The sequence below is a fragment of the Acidovorax sp. LjRoot194 genome, from assembly GCF_964253015.1.
GTDB lineage: Bacteria > Pseudomonadota > Gammaproteobacteria > Burkholderiales > Burkholderiaceae_C > Acidovorax.
Genome location: NZ_CAXUQB020000001.1, coordinates 1,098,146 through 1,117,640, shown reverse-complemented (window position 1 = coordinate 1,117,640; position 19,495 = coordinate 1,098,146). Strand labels below are relative to the sequence as shown.

General features: G+C 63.5%; 19 protein-coding genes. 9 read left to right on the top strand and 10 right to left on the bottom strand.

The genetic code is table 11. The annotated features are described in order from the left end of the window. The first annotated feature begins 322 nt into the window (after positions 1-322). Positions 323-499, top strand: coding sequence for a DUF3606 domain-containing protein (locus ACSQ3N_RS05140; RefSeq protein ID WP_082517130.1), 177 nt, complete (start codon positions 323-325; stop codon positions 497-499). Between the two features lie 176 nt (positions 500-675). Here ACSQ3N_RS05140 and ACSQ3N_RS05135 read toward each other — a convergent pair whose 3' ends face one another. Continuing rightward, positions 676-969 carry a hypothetical protein gene (locus ACSQ3N_RS05135; RefSeq protein WP_056173302.1) on the bottom strand — a complete coding sequence of 98 codons (294 nt, stop codon included), beginning with the start codon at positions 967-969 and terminating at the stop codon, positions 676-678. Between the two features lie 77 nt (positions 970-1,046). Next, a complete protein-coding gene (locus ACSQ3N_RS05130) occupies positions 1,047-1,334 on the bottom strand; it encodes a hypothetical protein (RefSeq protein WP_056173298.1) in 288 nt (95 codons plus the stop codon). A gap of 293 nt (positions 1,335-1,627) precedes the next feature. Here ACSQ3N_RS05130 and ACSQ3N_RS05125 point away from each other — a divergent pair, with 293 nt between their 5' ends. From ACSQ3N_RS05125 to ACSQ3N_RS05105, 5 genes are all read left to right on the top strand, one after another. Continuing rightward, positions 1,628-2,104, top strand: coding sequence for a (2Fe-2S)-binding protein (locus ACSQ3N_RS05125; RefSeq protein WP_056173295.1), 477 nt, complete (start codon positions 1,628-1,630; stop codon positions 2,102-2,104). Continuing rightward, on the top strand, positions 2,101-3,138 hold the full coding sequence (locus ACSQ3N_RS05120) for an FAD binding domain-containing protein (RefSeq protein ID WP_436145759.1): 1,038 nt from the start codon (positions 2,101-2,103) through the stop codon (positions 3,136-3,138). Before ACSQ3N_RS05125 ends, ACSQ3N_RS05120 begins: the two co-directional genes overlap by 4 nt. A 32-nt stretch (positions 3,139-3,170) precedes the next feature. Further along, entirely contained in the window at positions 3,171-5,465 is a 2,295-nt protein-coding gene (locus tag ACSQ3N_RS05115; protein WP_436147921.1) for a xanthine dehydrogenase family protein molybdopterin-binding subunit, read from the top strand. A 102-nt stretch (positions 5,466-5,567) separates the two neighbouring features. Further along, a complete protein-coding gene (locus ACSQ3N_RS05110; RefSeq protein ID WP_436145758.1) occupies positions 5,568-6,122 on the top strand; it encodes an ATP-dependent Clp protease proteolytic subunit in 555 nt (184 codons plus the stop codon). 20 nt (positions 6,123-6,142) lie between these two features. After that, positions 6,143-6,379, top strand: a complete 237-nt coding sequence (locus ACSQ3N_RS05105; RefSeq protein WP_436145757.1) for a hypothetical protein — start codon at positions 6,143-6,145, stop codon at positions 6,377-6,379. Positions 6,380-6,505: 126 nt separating this feature from the next. On the opposite strand, the gene ACSQ3N_RS05100 is transcribed toward ACSQ3N_RS05105, so the two are convergent. Continuing rightward, complete coding sequence (locus ACSQ3N_RS05100; protein WP_436145756.1) at positions 6,506-7,726, bottom strand: sensor histidine kinase; 1,221 nt, start codon at positions 7,724-7,726, stop codon at positions 6,506-6,508. Between the two features lie 348 nt (positions 7,727-8,074). Here ACSQ3N_RS05100 and ACSQ3N_RS05095 point away from each other — a divergent pair, with 348 nt between their 5' ends. Together ACSQ3N_RS05095 and groL are read left to right on the top strand one after the other, a co-directional pair. Continuing rightward, positions 8,075-8,365 carry a co-chaperone GroES gene (locus ACSQ3N_RS05095; RefSeq protein WP_056173280.1) on the top strand — a complete coding sequence of 97 codons (291 nt, stop codon included), beginning with the start codon at positions 8,075-8,077 and terminating at the stop codon, positions 8,363-8,365. Between the two features lie 172 nt (positions 8,366-8,537). Then, entirely contained in the window at positions 8,538-10,190 is a 1,653-nt protein-coding gene (gene groL, locus ACSQ3N_RS05090; protein WP_436145755.1) for a chaperonin GroEL, read from the top strand. 258 nt (positions 10,191-10,448) lie between these two features. Here the strand turns inward: groL and ACSQ3N_RS05085 are convergent, their stop codons facing one another. From ACSQ3N_RS05085 to edd, 4 genes are all read right to left on the bottom strand, one after another. Further along, on the bottom strand, positions 10,449-12,539 hold the full coding sequence (locus tag ACSQ3N_RS05085; RefSeq protein ID WP_436145754.1) for a TonB-dependent siderophore receptor: 2,091 nt from the start codon (positions 12,537-12,539) through the stop codon (positions 10,449-10,451). Positions 12,540-12,875: 336 nt separating this feature from the next. Beyond that, complete coding sequence (locus tag ACSQ3N_RS05080) at positions 12,876-13,175, bottom strand: DUF805 domain-containing protein (RefSeq protein WP_056173272.1); 300 nt, start codon at positions 13,173-13,175, stop codon at positions 12,876-12,878. A gap of 316 nt (positions 13,176-13,491) precedes the next feature. Further along, entirely contained in the window at positions 13,492-14,121 is a 630-nt protein-coding gene (gene eda / locus ACSQ3N_RS05075; protein WP_436145753.1) for a bifunctional 4-hydroxy-2-oxoglutarate aldolase/2-dehydro-3-deoxy-phosphogluconate aldolase, read from the bottom strand. 141 nt (positions 14,122-14,262) lie between these two features. Next, the gene (gene edd / locus ACSQ3N_RS05070) at positions 14,263-16,032 is read right to left on the bottom strand and encodes a phosphogluconate dehydratase (RefSeq protein ID WP_436145752.1); all 1,770 of its coding nucleotides are present in this window, start codon (positions 16,030-16,032) and stop codon (positions 14,263-14,265) included. Positions 16,033-16,129: 97 nt separating this feature from the next. Between edd and ACSQ3N_RS05065 the strand changes: the two genes are divergently transcribed. Beyond that, complete coding sequence (locus ACSQ3N_RS05065) at positions 16,130-17,050, top strand: SMP-30/gluconolactonase/LRE family protein (RefSeq protein ID WP_436145751.1); 921 nt, start codon at positions 16,130-16,132, stop codon at positions 17,048-17,050. On the opposite strand, the gene ACSQ3N_RS05060 is transcribed toward ACSQ3N_RS05065, so the two are convergent. The 3 genes from ACSQ3N_RS05060 to ACSQ3N_RS05050 all read right to left on the bottom strand — a co-directional run bounded on the left by ACSQ3N_RS05060 (position 17,034) and on the right by ACSQ3N_RS05050 (position 19,303). Beyond that, positions 17,034-17,411 (bottom strand): T6SS amidase immunity protein Tai4 family protein, encoded by a 378-nt coding sequence (locus tag ACSQ3N_RS05060; protein ID WP_436145750.1) that lies wholly within the window; start codon positions 17,409-17,411, stop codon positions 17,034-17,036. The genes ACSQ3N_RS05065 and ACSQ3N_RS05060 overlap by 17 nt on opposite strands. Next, on the bottom strand, positions 17,408-17,866 hold the full coding sequence (locus ACSQ3N_RS05055) for a type VI secretion system amidase effector protein Tae4 (protein ID WP_436145749.1): 459 nt from the start codon (positions 17,864-17,866) through the stop codon (positions 17,408-17,410). Before ACSQ3N_RS05055 ends, ACSQ3N_RS05060 begins: the two co-directional genes overlap by 4 nt. A gap of 201 nt (positions 17,867-18,067) precedes the next feature. Next, positions 18,068-19,303, bottom strand: coding sequence for an AGE family epimerase/isomerase (locus ACSQ3N_RS05050; RefSeq protein WP_436145748.1), 1,236 nt, complete (start codon positions 19,301-19,303; stop codon positions 18,068-18,070). Between the last annotated feature and the right edge of the window lie 192 nt (positions 19,304-19,495).

Sequence of the window (19,495 nt, the reverse complement as noted above, 5' to 3'; positions counted from 1 at the left end):
ACTTCATCTCTCCTCATCTTCCTCATCTCTCTGTTTCCAACGGCTTGGGAGTGCATTTTTTTCTCGCTTCCAAAACGCTGCCTATAGGCCTCATGACCGCAGGCCGAGGGGTCATAGTCCTACTAAGCCTGATCGCGCACGGTGGCACTGTGAATTTGCCGGTGATCAGGCACCGGTAGATGAAGCGTCTTTGGGCCCGCTGCGTGCGGGCCCTTTTTTTGGGCCCATCGCCTATTCATGTCTGCGGCCCCGAAGCAGCCTTGTCCTACAGATGGCTTTGGTCGCCAATGCTATTTTTTGCTGCTTCATCAAGGAGCATTTCATGAGCGACGACAAGAACAAAACGGCACAGGACCGCAATTTCATCAACCTGAGCGAACCCTACGAAGTGCGCGACTGGACCAACAGCCTGGGCGTGACCGAAACCCAATTGCGCGATGCAGTCGCTGCGGTCGGCCGCTCGGCCGACAAGGTCCGCGAGTACCTCGCCACGCACTGAGGTTGCCGACGCAAGCCAAGGCCTCCAAATTCACCCTGTCCCGCCAACAAAAAGGGCTCCCATCAGGGAGCCCATTTTGCTTGGGACAGCTGCGATCAAAACACTCCCCATGGCAGCAGCACCCGCGGCACATGCCGCCAATGCCACCACCATGGGAAGGCCCGCAACTGCGTCAATTACATCGCGCTGATTTCGCCCGAAGGGATCGTGCCAGCACGCACGGCTTCAGCAGCCTGGGCGCGTACCGCAGCGCGGTCAGCCGTGGACTTGTAGGTCACGACGCGCGAACCAGCGGGCTCGATGCTGCGGGTCTGGGCAACGGTGGAGGCTTCGGCAGCCACTTCGGCGCGGGTGCGGTTCGTTTCGAACTTGGTGGCGAATTGCGAAGCGTCGGCTTCGTCAGCGTGGGCACCGAAGGCAGCGAAAGCGGACACAGCGGCGATGGAGAGGAAACGTGCGGTCTTGTTCATGATGAAAGTCCAGTGTATTTTTTAGAAATCAGGTTTTTTATAGAGAGAGTCAGGAAGCTGAATCCGTCGGATTCAGCTCAGCCTTGCTCACCCGAAGGAATCTGGCCAGTGCGCACAGCGTCAGCAGCCTGGGCACGCACAGCAGCGCGGTCAGCGGTGGACTTGTAGGTCACCACGCGCGAACCTGCGGGCTCAATGCTGCGTGTCTGGGCGACGGTTGCAGCTTCTGCAGCCACTTCAGCGCGGGTGCGGTTGGTTTCGAACTTGGACACATATTGCGAAGCATCGGCTTCGTCGGCTTGTGCACCGAAGGAAGCGAAAGCAGCGACAGCGGCGATGGAGAGGAAGCGTGCGGTGTTGTTCATGATGAAAGTCCTTGAAGTTAAAAAAGCGTCTCAATAAAGCCGGGACAAAAACCATTCTTGAACCGGGTTCGGTGAGTCGCCTTGCGGGTTCGGCTCATCGATGGGTTGAACTGTACGCCGGTGGTGTTCAGAGAAAAACCACCTGGTCGCGAACTGACTGTTCCAGTATTGAGAACAATCATTTCAGGCGATGCGCGCTCGGGATGCGGGCCCGTGAAGTGCGTGTTGTCCGACAGAGACGGCCAAAGGCATCGACTCAGAATCGTTTTTTCCGAATAACGATCAAGGCCCCCATGTCCCACCCGATCACGCTGACGATCAACAGTTGGAAGCGCGAATTCGACGTCGAGTCTTCCGTGACATTGCTGGACCTTCTGCACGACAAACTCGGTCTGACCGGCGTTAAAAAAGGGTGTGATCACGGCCAGTGCGGCGCCTGCACCGTGCTGGTTAATGGAGAACGCATCAACGCCTGCCTCACGCTCGCCGTCATGCGCGACGGTGCCAGCGTGACCACGGTGGAAGGCCTGGCCACCGCAGGCCAACTCCACCCTCTGCAGCGGGCTTTCATGGAGCACGACGCATTCCAGTGCGGCTACTGCACGCCCGGCCAGCTGTGTTCGGCAGTGGGCTTGATCAACGAAGGGCACGCACAAACGCGGGATGAGATTCGCGAGCTCATGAGCGGAAACCTCTGCCGCTGCGGGGCGTATGTGCAGATCCTGGATGCCGTGGCCGAAGTTGCACTCGAACAGCAGGCAGCGCCATGAAACGCTTCACCTATGCAGCAGCCAGCGATGTCGCGGCGGCGGTCGGCTGGGGTGGCAAGGGCGCCTTCATCGCCGGCGGAACGAATCTGCTGGACCTGATGAAAGAAGGGGTGGCACGGCCAGAGCATGTGATGGACATCAATGCGCTGGCGCTCCACGATATCGAGCCGTCCGAAAGCGGTGGCCTGATGCTCGGCGCTTTGGCGCGCAACGCCGCCACCGCACATCACCCGCTGGTGCAAGAGCAATATCCCCTTTTGTCCGCCGCGATTTTGTCTGGTGCATCTCCGCAGATCCGCAACATGGCCACGGACGGGGGCAACCTTTTGCAGCGCACGCGGTGCTACTACTTCTATGACACCGGCACGCCGTGCAACAAGCGCCAACCCGGCAGCGGATGCTCGGCCATCGGCAACCTGGCGCGCCAGCACGCGATATTGGGCGCCAGCACGGAGTGCATCGCCACGCACCCTTCCGACATGTGCGTGGCACTGGCGGCGCTCGATGCAGTGGTGCATGTCGAGTCGTTGGGCGGTCGCAGAAGCATCCCGTTTCTGGAATTTCATCGCTTGCCGGGTGACCAGCCGGACGTGGACAACACGTTGATGCCGGGCGAGCTCATCACGCACATCGAACTGCCGCCCGCGCCCGATTTTGTGGAGCATTGCGCGTACCTCAAGATCAGAGAGCGGGCGTCTTACGCCTTCGCGCTGGTGTCCGTCGCCGCGGCCCTGCACATCGACGACGGCGGCCGTATCGCCGAGGCCCGCATTGCGCTGGGAGGTGTGGCGCACAAGCCCTGGCGCCTGCCGGATGTGGAGCGGCTGCTGCACGGGAAGCGGCCAGACCGTGCGGCTTTTTCTGAAGCGGGATCGGCTCTGATCGCTGGCGCCCAGGCCCAGGGAAGCGCCCTGGGCAGCAATGCTTTCAAGATTCCGATGGCGCAGCGTGCGGTAGTGCGCGCACTTGAAATGGCCATGGCCAAGCACACCAGCCTGCTTCCGGGCAGAGCGAAGAAAGGGCAAGCCCTGTGAACCCGTCCATCATTCCCGCCACCCAACAGCCGATGGCCGAAGCGGGCACAGGTTATGTCCAGCTTGGCGACTCGCTGTCACGCACCGATGGGCCCTTGAAGGTCACCGGCCAGGCGCTGTATGCGGCAGACCATTTCGTGCAGGGCATGCTCTTTGGCGTGGTGGTCAACAGCACCGTCGCCCGCGGCCGGATCGCCCGCCTGTTGCTGGACCGGGCGAGGGCCGTGTCCGGCGTGCGGGATATCCTGACCCACGAGAACCGTCCGCGGACCCGGTCCATGGATATCTTCTACAAGGACATGACTGCGCCGGGCGGATCGCCGTTCAAGCCGTTGTACAGCGACGCCATCCTGTACAGCGGCCAGCCCATTGCCCTGGTGCTGGCCGACACCTTTGAAGCCGCTCGCGAAGCGTCACAACTCGTGCAGGTGGAGTACGACACCGAGCCGCATGCCACCGATCTGCGCGCGGAAGTCCATCGCGCCCACGAGCCCAAGGGATTCAAGGCCGGGTATGTGCCGCCCCCCAAACCCAAGGGCGACGCAGACGCCGCGTTTGTAGCGGCGCCCGTGAAAATCGATGCCAGCTACTACAGCGGTGCAGAACATCACAACCCCATGGAGATGCACGCAACAACCGTCGTCCGTGGCGACGAAGGGCACCTCACCATCTACGACAAGACGCAGGGATCGCAGAACAGCCGCTGGGTGGTCTCCCGCGTCTTCGGGCTGGGCAAAGACAAAGTCACCGTCAAGAACCCGTTCGTGGGTGGCGCTTTCGGGTCGGGGCTTCGGCCGCAATACAACCTCATTCTTGCGGTCATGGCCTCGCTGCATACCGAGTGCTCGGTACGCGTGGTGCTGACGCGCCAGCAAATGTTCACCTTCGGCCATCGGCCCGAGACCACGCAGCGGGTACGGTTGGCTGCCGACAGTGATGGACGGCTCAGATCGATCATTCATGAGGCCGTTGCAGAGACTTCGCGCCTGGAAGACTACGTCGAAGTCGTCGTCAACTGGTCCGGGCAGCTGTACCGCAGCGACAACGTGCGGCTGGAGTACAAACTCGTCGATCTCGACCGCTTCAGCCCCATCGACATGCGGGCGCCGGGTGCTGCACACGGGGTGCACGCGATCGAGGTGGCCATGGATGAGCTGGCCCACGCGCTCAAGATGGATCCGCTCGCGCTGCGCTTGAGGAACTATGCAGAGTTCGACCCCACCACCGACCTGCCCCATTCCACCAAGGAATTGAAGGCCTGCTACGCGCAGGGCGCCGAGCGCTTTGGCTGGTCTCGCCGCACGCTGGAGCCGCGCTCCATGCGGGACGGCAACGAATTGATCGGCTGGGGCATGGCGACCGGCGTGTGGGACGCCATGCAAATGTTCGCCCGCGCCCGCGCGGTGCTGCATCCCGACGGGCGTCTGGAAGTCAGCAGTGCGGCCAGCGACATCGGCACCGGCACCTACACCGTGATGGCGCAGATTGCAGCCGCCGCCCTGGGGCTGCCAATGGAACACGTGACCTTCAAGCTGGGAGATTCCACCTTGCCCGTGGCGCCCATCGAAGGCGGCTCCTCCCACGTTGCGACAGTCGGCTCGGCTGTCGAAGGGGTCTGCGAGAAGCTGCAGAAAACGCTCTTCAAGATGGCGCGGGGGCTGAAGGGTTCGCCGCTGGCCAAGGCACGTTTTGCAGACGTGGAGTTTGTCCGCGGCGCATTGCGCCTGAAGGGCGTGGCGGGGGCGCATGTCCCGCTTGCCACGGTCCTTGCGTCGATGAGCGCACCGCTGGAGGAGAAGTACTTGATGCTTCCCCACATGCTCAAGCAGCGCAAGTATTCGCGGGCCACGCACTCGGCGGTTTTTTGCGAGGTGCGGGTCGACGAGGAGCTGGGCACGGTGCGCGTGACCCGCGTGGTGAGCGCCATCGCGGCCGGCCGCATCATCAGTGCCAAGACCGCGCGCAGCCAGATCTACGGCGGCGTGGTCTGGGGAATCAGCCAGGCCCTGCATGAAGAGGCGCACTCAGACAACACGCTGGGCCGCTTCATGAACCACAGCTTTGCGGAGTACCACATCCCCGTGCAGGCGGACATCCACGACATCGACGTCATCTTCGTCGACGAGGACGACAGGATCGTGAGCCGCCTGGGCGCCAAAGGCGTGGGCGAGATCGGCCAGGTCGGCGTGGCCGCGGCCATCTGCAACGCCATCTTTCACGCCACCGGAAAGCGCATCCGCAGCACGCCCATGACGCCCGACAAGGTCATGCAACTGTCCGATGCATCGCAACAGACGGATGCGCCCTACAGCCCTTCGCATTCTTGACGTCGTTGCGTGGCCCGTGTGGGTGCCTACCCGCCACACGCTGCTTCGGACAACAGCCTACAAAAATCCTCACGCCACCATTCTTTTCAACCTACCTGAACGATGACGACTTCCATTCCCTCCCTGTCCCCCGACATCCGCCTGTTCGGCAACGTCAATGAGCTCATGCTGTCAGAATTTTTTCGCCAGCAATCGGAAGCAAAAACCAACGGCCCGATCGTGTTCGAGTTGAGCACGTCGGGTGGAGACGCAGAAGTCGGGCGCCGCATCGCCGAAGAGTTGAGGCTGTGGCAACTGGAAGGCAGAGACATCTACTTTCTGGGCAAGACCTATGTGTACTCCGCCGGCGTCACCATCATGTCTGCGATACCCAAAGCCCGGCGCTTCCTGACGCGCGACTGCGAGCTGCTCATCCATGAGCGCAAGATGACCGCCAGCATCACACTGGATGGTGCCTTGAGAAGTTGCAGGGCCAAGGTCAACGACGTGCTGGCAGAGATCGAATCCGGACAGCGCCTGCAAAGCGAGGGTTTCGCGAAGCTGGCGGAGGGGACCTCGCTCACCGCGCAGCAGATCGAGCAGCAGGTGCTGGACAAGGACTGGTACCTGACTGCGCCAGAGGCCGTGGACCGAGCACTGGTGGCTGCGGTCATCTGACATGCGCCACTGCAAGTTCCATGACTGACTGGGTCGACCTCATCCAGTGGCCGGCGTTTGCCGCGTCGGTCTTGGCGGCCTGGCTGGTAGGGTCGCGCGACCAGCACCGTCGCAAGATCGGGTTCTGGGTGTTTCTGGCCAGCAATGTCTTGTGGGTGGGCTGGGGCATTCCGGCGGGTGCCAACGCAGTGATTGCCCTGCAGGTGTGCCTGGCGGCCATGAATGTGCGCGGCCTGTTCAAAGCCGATGACCGTTGAGCGCATGTCCATTGTGTTTGGGAGCGTTCAGCAGTAGCGCCACGGGTCTGGCGTGTAGCGTCAGGCGCGGCGCCCATCGGTATCTGCGCAGAGGCTGCGCGGCAGCGGCCAGACGCCGCGTATTTTCTAGCGGCTGATCGGCAGTCGCGCAGTGAAGCAGGTGCCGCCTTCGACGGTCGAGGTGGCCACCAGCTCACCACCGTGCGCCTTCACGATTTCGGAGCAGATGTACAGCCCGAGTCCCAGGCCTCCGCCAGGCTTGCTGGAGGCGGGGCGCCAATACGGCTGGAAGATTTTCTCAAGGTCCTCGGCCGAAATGCCACCGCCGCGATTGCGCACGGAGATTTCGAGCGTCCCGTTCTCGATGTGCGCATTGACCAGCACCGGTTGCTGCACGTCGCCATGGTGACAGGCGTTGCCCAGCAGATTGGACAGCAGTTGCTGAATGCGCGGCGGGTCACACGCCACGGGTGCATCGACGCGAATCAAGTCCTGTATGACCATCTGGGGATGGGCGGCGCGGGCCTCGTCGACCACCGCGGACAGGGCGTCGGCCAGGTCGACCGCAGATCGGATCTCGACACCGATCCCGGAACCCAGCCGTGCGCGCGCAAAGTCCATCAGGTTGTCGATCAAACCGCTCATGCGGCGTGTGCTGCTACGCAGCCGCTCGGCGAGCTTCTGGTCCTGCGGCTGCGGCCTGCGTGCGAGCAATTCGGCCGTGGTGGCGATGGCCGCGAGCGGGTTGCGCAGATCGTGCCCCAGCACCGCAATGAATTGCTCCCGCAGACCGGCAATCGCCCGCTGCTCGGCCACTTCCTGGTGCGCGGCCTCGTAGGCTTCATCGATCGACAGCTGCAGCGCGATCATGTCCGCCAGCGCCGTGAACATGTTCACCGTGCGGACGTCAGAGACCTGCGCAGGGTTGGGATCGATAGCGCACAGGTTACCGAAATAGGACCCGTCGGGGCGAATGATGGGCACCGAGATGTAGCTCTCGAGCTTGTAGATTCTGGGCGTGTGGTGATCGCGAAAGGTGGGGTCTTCGCTGGCGTGATCAAACGCGATCGGCCGCCGAATTTGCCGGGATTCGTAGCACAGGGTGGTTTTCAGGTCGAGCTGCCCGCCTGGGCCAAGACCGAACTGGATGCGGTCTTCCACCGCACACGCGGTCCAGGTCTCATCGGTCACCCGCGCTATGGCGGCGTATCCCATGCCGGTGTTGTCACACAAAAGCTTCAGCAGGCGAGGAACAATGCTGAGCTTTCCCACGGCAGCAATGTCCCGCGCAATCGCTTCCTCGCTATCCACGGACGGCTCGGAGATAACGGACGTGACCAGGTTCATTGCGATTAATGTACGGTACAGGTCCACCCCGGGCTGTCGGCGAGGTTCCACATCACAAGGGCGGGCCCTGTCCATGGCAACGGAGGGCGCCGGCTGGTAGCACAAAGGCCGAATCCGGGGTGGGGACGCGCGCATTTCGGGGTTTCAAGGCGGGCTGCCCTGCATCCTCTGGTTACCTCTCAGATCGGGCAAATGCCGGCCCCGTCTTGAAACCGCCACAATTGCCCGTATCATTAGCACTCACCCCAGACGAGTGCTAACACGCGTGTCTGCCGGGAATTTTGTAGCGTCTGGTCCGCCGGGCGCTGGAGTCCTCAGCCTTTTTTCACTGACAACAGGAGCATTGCAATGAACCTTCGCCCTCTGCACGATCGCGTGATCGTCAAGCGTATCGAAAGCGAAACCACGACCGCCTCCGGCATCGTGATCCCTGACAACGCCGCTGAAAAGCCCGATCAAGGTGAAGTGCTGGCCGTCGGCCCCGGCAAGAAGAACGACAAGGGCGAAGTACTCGCCCTGAACGTGAAGGTCGGTGACCGCGTTCTGTTCGGCAAGTACTCGGGCCAGACCGTCAAGGTGAACGGCGACGAGCTGCTGGTCATGAAGGAAGACGACCTGTTCGCCGTTGTGGAGAAATAAAGCTACTGCGCAGGCGCCAGGCGTCGTTGCGCGGTGCTCGCAATCCTCACGTACTAGGCAAGTACGTTCCGGTTGCTGCGCTCCGTGCGCCTAGCCTGACACCTGCTCGCTACGCTTTCTTTCACCACAACCCGTTATCCGTTTAAAGAATTTCTGAATTTAGGAGCCAAACATGGCAGCAAAAGACGTAGTTTTCGGCGGCGAAGCCCGCGCACGCATGGTTGAAGGCGTGAACATCCTGGCCAACGCGGTCAAGGTCACCCTGGGCCCCAAGGGTCGCAACGTGGTGCTGGAGCGCTCGTTCGGCGCCCCTACCGTGACCAAGGACGGTGTGTCCGTGGCCAAGGAAATCGAACTCAAGGACAAGCTGCAGAACATGGGCGCCCAGCTCGTGAAGGAAGTGGCCTCCAAGACCAGCGACAACGCTGGTGACGGCACCACCACCGCTACCGTGCTGGCTCAAGCCATCGTGCGCGAAGGCTTCAAGTACGTGGCCGCCGGCATCAACCCGATGGACCTCAAGCGCGGTATCGACAAGGCTGTGACGGCCCTGGTCGCCGAGCTGAAGAAGGCTTCCAAGCCCACGACCACCTCCAAGGAAATCGCCCAGGTCGGTTCGATCTCCGCCAACTCCGACGAAACCATCGGCAAGCTGATCGCTGACGCCATGGACAAGGTCGGCAAGGAAGGCGTGATCACCGTGGAAGACGGCAAGTCCCTCGACTCCGAACTGGACGTCGTGGAAGGCATGCAGTTTGACCGCGGCTACCTGTCGCCCTACTTCATCAACAACCCAGAAAAGCAATCCGCCATTCTGGACAACCCCTTCGTGCTGCTGTTCGACAAGAAGATCAGCAACATCCGCGACCTGCTGCCCACGCTGGAGCAAGTCGCCAAGGCCGGCCGCCCCCTGCTGATCATTGCCGAAGAAGTCGACGGCGAAGCCCTGGCGACGCTGGTGGTCAACACGATCCGCGGCATCCTGAAGGTGGTGGCTGTGAAGGCTCCTGGCTTCGGCGACCGCCGCAAGGCCATGCTGGAAGACATCGCCATCCTGACGGGCGGCAAGGTCATCGCTGAAGAAGTGGGCCTGACCCTCGAGAAGGTGACCCTGGCCGACCTGGGCCAGGCCAAGCGCATCGAAGTGGGCAAGGAAAACACCATCATCATCGACGGCGCTGGCGCAGCTGGCGACATCGAAGCCCGCGTCAAGCAAGTGCGCGTGCAGATCGAAGAAGCCACGTCCGACTACGACCGCGAAAAGCTGCAAGAGCGCGTGGCCAAGCTGGCTGGCGGTGTGGCCGTGATCAAGGTCGGCGCTGCCACCGAAGTCGAAATGAAGGAAAAGAAGGCCCGCGTGGAAGACGCACTGCACGCCACGCGCGCAGCTGTGGAAGAAGGCGTTGTGGCTGGTGGCGGCGTGGCCCTGCTGCGTGCCAAGCAAGCTGTCGGTGACTCGATCAAGGGCGACAACGCTGACCAGGAAGCCGGTATCAAGCTGGTCCTGAAGGCCATCGAAGCGCCCCTGCGCGAAATCGTGAACAACGCCGGCGGCGAAGCCTCGGTGGTGGTGAACGCAGTGTTGGCCGGCAAGGGCAACTACGGCTTCAACGCCTCGAACGACACGTACGGAGACATGCTCGAGCTGGGCATTCTGGACCCCACGAAGGTCACCCGCACGGCCCTGCAGAACGCTGCCTCCGTGGCATCGCTGCTGCTGACGACCGAAGCCATGGTTGCTGAAGCACCCAAGGACGAGGCCGGTGCTGGCGGCGGCATGCCCGACATGGGCGGCATGGGTGGCATGGGCGGCATGGGCATGTAATTGCCCACCGGACCTGCGCGGGGTGGGCCACGATCCTGCCGCGCGCAAGCTTCCACAAAAAACCCCGCAGGCTGCGAAGCCTGCGGGGTTTTTTACTGGGTGGCGCCCTAGGGATGGCACTTCAGGTTGTACTCAGCGCTCCTGCCGTTCGGGCTGGGCCTGTTGAAGCCTTGCGCGGCGCTTCGACAGGCTCGGCGTGAGCGGTTCCACGGCGTGCTAATAGCTACAGATTGATGCGTTGACGTGCTGTGCCAGCGATCAGAACCGGTACGTCGCGCTCAGCACCACGTTGCGCCGGGTGGCCCACCAGCAGTCGCCGCGCGCCAGGCAGGTGCTCATGTACTTCTTGTCGGCCAGGTTGCTGATGTTGAGCGCGTAGCGCCAGTCCTGCGTGTCGTAGGCCAGCAGTGCGTCGACGACGCTGGCGGACGGCACCTCGGGCCCGGTGCGGTCGCGGAACGACGACAGCCAACGGTACCCTGCCCCGACCGAGAAGCCGCGCACATTGCCGACGGCAAATCGGTACACGCCCCACACGGCAGCCTGATGGCGCGGCAGGCCTTCGAGCAGCGGGTCTGCATCGGTGTAGTTGTAGTGGGCGGTCAGATCGAACGCGGTGGCGACGCGGGCCTTGTATTCCAGCTCCAGGCCCTTGTTGCGGGTCTGGCCCACCTGCAGCACGTTCTTGGGGTTGGTGGGGTCGGCCACCTGCTGGTTCTTTTCCTTGAGGTCATACACCGCGGCTGTGAACTGGGTGGAGCTGCCCTCGGGCACGTACTTCACGCCCACCTCGATCTGCTCGCCCTCCAGCGGCTTGAAGCGCTGGCCATAGGCGTTGGTGCCGCTGACCGGGCTGAAGGACTCGGCGTAGCTGATGTAGGGCGTCCAGCCTCCGGCCAGTTGGTACATCACGCCCAGGCGCTTGGTGGTGTCACTGGTGCGGTCATCGGCCGAGCCAGCCAGACCGTTCACGGCGCGGTCGTGGCGCAGGCCCGCGATGAAGATCCAGTTGCCCCACTTCATCTGGTCCTGCACATACAGGCCGCTCTGGCGCTGCACGTTCTCGGGTTTGACGGCCATCGCAGGGTTGATGCGGTTGCCGTACACCGGTGCGAACGCGTCGATGGGCGCGTTGTACGAGTCATCGGCTTCGGTCTTGTTCTCGGTCTGCCGGTTCCAGTCCACGCCCAGCAGCAACTGGTGGCGCACCGCGCCTGTGGTCATGTTGCCTTGCAGGTGCGTATCCACCGCGGCCATGCGGGTGCGCGTGACGTTCTTGCCGTACAGGCGGCCGACCAGGCGCTGGTTGACGGGGTCTATGCGGGGGTCAGAGAAAAAGTCGGCGTAGTGATAGCCGCCCCGGTTCTCGTTGCGCGCCAGGCGCAGGTTCTGGCGCACGGTCCAGGCGTCGTTGAAGCGGTGCTCGAACAGGTAGCCGATGGATTCGCGGTCGGTGTCGTAGTAGTCACCCGGCTCGCCGATGAAGCGGTTGATGGGCAGCTTGCCATTGGGGTTGGGCAGGAGCGTGCCCGACCACGGCAGGAACTGCGCCGTGCTGCCGGTACGGTCTTGCTGCCAGTGGGCCTGCAGGACGAGCGACGTAGCGCCATTGGGGCGCCAGGCGAGCGATGGTGCGATCAGGCGCCGGTCGTTTTTCACGTAGTCGGTTTGGGTGTCCGCATCGCGCGCCACGGCCACCAGCCGGTACGACCATTCGCCGTCTTTGGTGAGCGGGCCCGTCAGGTCGGCCTGCAACTGCTTGCGGTTCCAGCTGCCGAACTGCACGCCCACTTCGCGCTGCGATTCTTGCAGCGGGCGCTTGCTGACCATGTTGACCACGCCGGCCACGGTGCCCGCACCGAACAGCATGCCGGACGGGCCGCGCAGCACTTCCAGGCGCTCCAGCGCGTAGGGGTCGGACGCGATGGTGCTGGTGTAGTAGTTGTAACTCTGGCGCAGGCCGTCGAGGTACGTATCGGGCGAGCTGCCGCGCACCCGAACGCTGTCGGAGCGGCTGTCCAGCCCGTAGGCATCGCTGCGCACCCCGGCTGCGTAGAGCAGTGCCTCCTGAAAGGTCGTGGCGCCCTGGTCCACCAACTGGTCGCGGGTGACCACCGTGACGGACTGCGGGGTTTCCGACAGCGGGGTGTCGGTCTTGGTGGCGGTGGCCGCATTGCGCGCGCGGTAGCCCACCACGGGGGCGGTGGCGGACTCTTTTTCGGCGTTGGCGTCCACGCGCACTTCGGACAATGTGGCTGTGGCGCTTTGTGCCATCACCCCCGCAGGCACGGCACCGAAGGCCAGGGCAATGCCTATGCAGACCGCGGTCGGCCGGTATGGAAATGTCATGATTTCTCGATAATAGAAATAAGAATGATTTCTATTCTAAAAATCAAAACGCCATACTGGTGGCCTTGAGCGCAGGATGTCGTACATCGGCAACATCCGGGCGTCCGTGGCTACAGGCCTTTGCTCCTTATTTGATAGCTATCAGCGCTTTTCTATCAAGCGGCAGGCCCTTTTTTGCTGCTTTTTCACCCCATTGCCCGTTGCCCCAGCGCGGCGGGCGGCCTGCGGATCGCCCCTGGCCCGGGACCGCGCGGCCCGCAGCCGCCAACAAAAAGCCCGCTGACCGTGAGGACAGCGGGCTGCGAAAGCAGGCCCTGAGCCCGCCGCCTGAAGAGATCAGCCTTCGCTCGGCTGCGCCCACCAGAACAGCAGCAGAAAGAAGCCGATACCGGTCAGCAACAGCAGTTGCCACCAGCCACTGCGGCCGATGTCGTGCAGGCGGCGCGTACCCACGGCCAGCGCAGGCAGCAGCAGCGCGATGGACACAATGCCCGAGACCACGTCACCCAGAAAGCTGGCCACGACCACCGCCAGAATCTGGGCCAGGAAAAACCACCAGAACTCGGAACGCACAGCGCGCCCAGAAAAAGTGGCGTACTGGGTGAGGCAGCTTTTGACAGCCGAAACAAAATCCATAGTGAACTCCCTCTCTTGGAAACATGAACGTCTGGGAGCATTCGCATGCATCGCTGCAGCGTCTGCGGGCGCTTGACGCTCGGCGCTTCACGCATTGAAGAATGCAAAGGCTCCCTCTTGTGTGGGGCCCGAAGCCCCTGCGCATGATAGGAGGAAGCGGCGTGCTTCCGCCACGCGCCCACTCGCCGCGTACATGACCACGCCTCAGGCGGCGCACTATGTCACATGGATCGCTAATTTTTTGATAGCTATTGGCGCTGATACGACAAGCTCTAGCAGCGCATCGGGGCTGATATTGCCCCGACATCCGCTGGATTCAGGCCGCCTTGCGCAAGCCTTGCGTTTCGCGCGCCAACTGCGTGATGCGCGCCCAGTCGCCCGCGCGCACGGCGTCGATGGGCGTGAGCCACGAGCCGCCCACGCAGCGCACATTGGGCAGCGCCAGGTAGTGGGACGCAGTGGCGTTGGTGATGCCACCCGTGGGGCAAAAACTCACCGCACCGAACGGGCTGACCCAGGACTTGAGCAGCGGAATGCCGCCCACCGCCTCGGCCGGGAACAGCTTCAAAAACGAGAACCCATCGGCCAGCGCCGCCATGATCTCGCCCGAAGTGGCCACGCCCGGCAGCAGCGGCAGGTTCAGGCCCTTGCAGGCACTGCCCACGGCCGAGGTGTAGCCGGGGCTCACGGCAAAGCGGGCGCCGGCCTCACTCGCGCGGCGCGCGTCGTCGGCGTTGAGCACCGTGCCCACGCCCACCACGGCGTCGGGCAGATTGCGGGCGATGGTCTCGATGGCCGGCAGGCCGGCAGCGGTGCGCAGCGTCACCTCCAGTACCTTCACGCCACCGGCGAGCAAGGCTTCGGCCAGCGGCAACGCGTCTTCCACGCGGTCGATCACGATGACGGGGATGACGGGGCCATGGCTGGCGATATCAAGCGGATTCATGGTTTTTCCTTGTGACTGTGTGCCGAAAGCGGCGGATGAAACTGGCGCGACGCCCTACCAGGGCCACCGTGGAACTGGCTCTGCCAGGCCACCGGTGGCTTTCCCTTTGGGGCAGGCGCGAAGCGGCTCAGGGCGAGACCATTACAGCCAAGTGCAGGCGCCCTGCTCGGCTCCGCCCGCATGGCGGCGGAAGTTGGTGAAGAGTTCGCGGCCGAAGCCGACCTGCGAGGCCGCGTTGTACGGTGCCGGCACGCGTGCCGCCCAGGTGGCCTCGTCGACCAGCACGTCGAGCGTACCGGCCACGGCGTCCACCCGCACGATGTCGCCGTCCAGCACCTTGGCCAGCGGGCCGCCGGCCAGCGCCTCGGGCGTCACGTGGATGGCGGCGGGCACCTTGCCCGATGCGCCGCTCATGCGGCCGTCCGTCACCAGCGCCACCTTGAAGCCCTGGTTCTGCAGCACGGCCAGCGGGGGCGTGAGCTTGTGCAGCTCGGGCATGCCGTTGGCCTGCGGGCCCTGAAAGCGGACCACGGCCACCATGTCCTGCTGTACCTCGCCCGCGCTGAAGGCGGCGAGCAATGCTTCCTGCGAGTCGAACACGCGCGCGGGCGCCTCGATGATGTGGCGGTCTTCCGGCACGGCCGAGACCTTGATCACCGCACGGCCCAGGCGCCCCTGCAGCAGGCGCAGGCCGCCCGTGGGCGAGAACGGCTCGCTCACCGGCCGCAGCACCGACACATCGCCGGACACCGCCGGTGCGGCCTGCCCGCCTTCGGCGATGCCGCCTGCGTTCACGCTGAGCACGTCGCCGTGCATGAGGCCGTTGTCCAGCAACTCGCGCAGGATCCAGGGCGGGCCGCCCGCGGCCTCGAACTGGTTCACATCGGCATCGCCATTGGGGTACACGCGGGCCAGCAGCGGCACCACGGACGACAGCTCGTCAAAGTCCGTCCAGTCGATCAGGATGCCGGCGCTGCGCGCAATGGCCACCCAGTGGATCAGGTGGTTGGTGGAGCCCCCGGTGGCCAGCAGCGCGGCCATGGCGTTGACGATGCAGCGTTCGTCCACCAGGCGCCCGATGGGCGTGAAGCGCTGGCCGCGCTTGCCGATGTCGAGCACCGTGCGCACCGCCTGGCGGGTGAAGGCCTCGCGCTCGCCCGTGCCGGGTGGCGCAAAGGCTGCGCCGGGCACATGCAGACCCATGGCTTCGAGCAGCATCTGGTTGCTGTTGGCCGTGCCGTAGAAGGTGCAGGTGCCGGGGCTGTGGTACGCGGCCGACTCGGCCTTGAGCAGCTCGTCACGCCCCACCAGACCCTGCGCGTACTGCTCGCGCACCTTGGCTTTGTCCTTGTTCGGCAGGCCCGAGCCCATGGGGCCGGCGGGCACGAACACGCAGGGCAGGTGCCCGTAGTGCAGCGCACCGATCAACAGGCCCGGCACGATCTTGTCGCACACGCCCAGCAGCAGCGCGGCGTCGAACACGTCGTGGGACAGCGCTACCGCCGTGGCCATGGCAATCGCGTCGCGGGAGAACAGCGACAGCTCCATGCCGGGCGTGCCCTGCGTCACGCCGTCGCACATCGCCGGCACGCCGCCGGCCACCTGGGCCGTGGCGCCGTGGCGGGCGGCCTCGTCGCGCAGCAGCGCGGGGTAACTTTGGTACGGCTGGTGGGCCGACAGCATGTCGTTGTAAGCCGTCACGATGCCGATGTTGGGCGCCTTTTCGACGGTGACCTTGAACTTCTCGGCGCCGGGCAGCGCCGCGTACGCGTGGGCCAGGTTGGCGCAGCCCATGCGGTCTTGCGGGGGCTTGCGCTGGATCATGGCGTCGACACCGGCCAGGTAGGCGGCCCGCGTGTCCACGCTGCGCTGGATGATGCGAGCCGTCACGCGCGCTACGACTGAATGCATGGGATGCTCCATCGGTGGGGAAAGGAGGGAAAAGGCCTGTGCACAGGCCCTGTTCTGGGCCCTAGAATGTAACTCGATAACCACCGCACTTCAACCCATGACCCTTAAGCGCCTGCCCCTTCCGCCGTCCGAACTGGGCGAATCTCCTTTCTGGCACCCCGAGGAAAAATCCCTTTACTGGTGTGACATTCAGGGACACACGGTGATTGCCTGGAACCCCGTGAGCGGAGAGCACCGCCAGTGGAAGACCCCCAGCGAGCCCGCATGCTGCGCGCCCTCGGCAGGCGGAAACATCGTAATCGGGTTACGGGACGGCTTCTACCAACTCGACACTGCGAGCGGCGACCTCACCCTGCTCGCCCTGTTGCCGCCGGACCAGCACGACACCCGGCGCCTGCGCCTGAACGACGGCCGCTGCGATGCGGCAGGCCGCTTCTGGGCAGGCTCGATGATCACCCCGCGCACCGCACCCGACGCGGCCCTGTGGTGCCTGTCGGCGGCTGCAGATGGCACCGGCTACACCGTGCGGCACATGGCCGGCGACAACTTCACCGCCAACGGCCTCGCCTTCAGCCCCGACAACCGCGTGATGTATTGGTCCAACACGCCCGAGCACCGCATCGACCGCTTTGACTTCGACCTGACCACCGGTGCGATCACCAATCGACGGCCCTGGGTGCACTTCGACCGCAAGGTGGATGGGCAGCCGTACGGAGGCCGGCCGGATGGCGCGGCGGTGGATGTGGAGGGCAACTACTGGGTGGCGATGTACGAAGGGGCCTGCGTGCTGCAGCTGTCTCCCACAGGGGATGTACTGCAGCGCATCGCTGTGCCGGTGCAGTGCCCGACCATGGTGTGTTTTGGCGGGGAGGACTTGCGCACGCTGTACATCACGTCGGCGCGGGCCGGGCGGCCTGTGGAGGAGCAAGAGGCTGAGGTGCCGGCGGGGTCTCTGTTCAGCGTGGCAGTTGATACGACTGGACTCGCTGTTCAGAAATTTACTACTTCGACTTTTTGACTGTTGCCCTGGCGGTCAGTTGATCCAACTCTTTGCTGTGAAATAGATCAATGCATTTCATGGTCTTGAACTCAGAGGGCACTGACCCGCCATATTGGAGCGCAACATACTTGGCAACCAGTGCCCTGATCTGCTCATACACCACCAAATCTTGGTGGCCAAACTCCAGGTAGGCGCCAGCCGTTGACGCGGCGTCCTGCGCAGTGCGCTCATCTTGCGCCACCTGGGCCAGACAAATGCTGAGAGCCCAATTCTTCAACAGTGTTTTCTGGGAGTATTGGCTGGTCTGCGCCAAAGGCCGTGCAAATGCCGGTGGCGTTACCCATGCTATCAGCGCAAGCGCAAGAAAAAGTGCTTTCATGACAAGACCCAGAGCAATCCAATATCAGGCACAAACGGACCATTGTCAGGGTCTGCCATCAAATGGCAACTATCAGAACATTTGACCCCATCCCACAGCGTGATATGCCCCACAGCATTGGCCCAACCTTGCCCCTTGACAACGATGATGCCCTTCAGCCCGTGAAAGTCGGTCGTCTTGGGCGCCCGCACAGACTTGTCAGGCCTGCCAAAAGTCTTTTCCAAATAGGCCATCATCTCTGACACACGGTACAGATACTGCTGACCATCTGCACCGCTGACTGACTTGTATGACTGCCCCTTGGGGATGGGAAAGCCAGTCATATTCAGAACATAGCTCATTCTGATGGCACAAGCATTTTGAAAGCCACCGAGCTTTGGATCAAGCTCAGTGTTTTTGTAAACCATACCGCCAATCTTGCGCCCGACCTCTTTGACGGGAACACGAACCGTCATGAAAGCGCGCCATGCATGGTTAAAAACCGGTCTTCTAGGGCGTGTCATTGAACTTAATCTTTAAGAAATGCGCAATCTAGCAAACCACTGGCACAGGAGAAGAGAAAAAATCTTCAGATTTTCAAACTCAGCACTTTCGTCCAATTTTAGCCACAGGATTAATCGAAACCTTCATAATCAGGAGTGTTGAAAAATTAACTTTCACACTCCGACACGGTTACCGATTGCCAACAACACGTCATAAACCGCCCCCATGTTGTGATAGTCCACCTTCCCCGCGTTGCTCTTCTCACGCGTGTGGTTGCGGTTGGCGCCGTCGAGGATGCGGAACCACGCGCCGTGCTCGTGGTCCACGAAGTGCTCCCAGCAGTAGCTCCAGATGCGGTCGTACCAGTCCCAGTACTGCGGCTCGCCGGTGCGCACGGCCAGCACTGCGGCGGCGGCCATGCTTTCGGCCTGGACCCAGTGGTACTTGCCGTCGTCGCAAACACTGCCGTCGGGCGCCATGCCGTAGACGATGCCGCCATGCACGGCATCCCAGCCTTTGGCCAGCGCGTCGTCGAACAGGAAGCGCGCGCAGGGCAGGTGCCAGTCGGCGGGGGCCAGGGCGTCGAGTTGCAGCAGCAGCTTGGCCCACTCGGTCTGGTGGCCGACCTGGTAGCCCCAGGGGCGGAAGATGTTGGTGCGGTCGTGGCGGTTGTACTCCCAGTCCACCGACCAGTCCGCCTGGTAGTGCTCCCACACCCAGCCTTCGGCGGCGGGGGCCGATGTGCGGTCCGACAGGGCCGCCTGGCGCTGGCAGATGCCTTGCGCGAGCTGCTCGGCGCGCTCGATGTAGCGTTGCTCGCCCGTGGCGCGAAAGGCCGAGATCATCGCCTCGCAGGCGTGCATGTTGGCGTTCTGGCCGCGGTAGCTGGTCAGCGCCCAGTCGGGCGAGGCCTCGTCGGCATAGAGGCCGTGCGCGGGCTGCCAGAAGTGGCGCTCTGCGGTGTCGAAGGCCTCGGCCAGCCAGGCGCGCGCCTCGGGCACACCGGCTTCGAACGCGCGCGCGTACGCCAGCATCACGAAGGCCATGCCGTAGCAGTGCCGCGTGGCATCGAGCACGGTGGCGCGGCCATCGTGCCAGTCGATCAGCCATGCGTAGCCGCCCGTGGCAGGGTCCAGAAAAGCGTCGCGCACGAACTGCAGCGCGTGCCGCATGCCGGCCTGGTAGCGCGCCTCGCCCGTGGTGCGGTACAGCATGGCGTGCGTGACCACGAAGCGTGTGGCGCTGACGAGGTGGCGGGTGCGCGTGTCGTACACCGTGCCGTCGTCCAGGAAGAAGTGGTACAGGCCGCCACTCGGGTCGGTCGCCACCGGGTCGTAGAACGCCATGGTGTCGCGCAGATGCTGGCGCAGAAAGGTGGGCGACCGGAAGTCCGGCAGGGAGGCAGTCATGGTGAAAATCTCCTGGACCGTTCGGGCTGAGCTTGTCGAAGCCTTGGCCCATCGCTTCGACACTGCGCGGCGTGAACGGATGTTTGTTTTGAGGGGTCGGTTTGCGTGCTGGATGAAGCGCTGCGCGGTGCTTCGACAGGCTCAGCCTGAACGGGATGGGAATGGTCGGCAAATGGTCGGCAATGGGCGGCG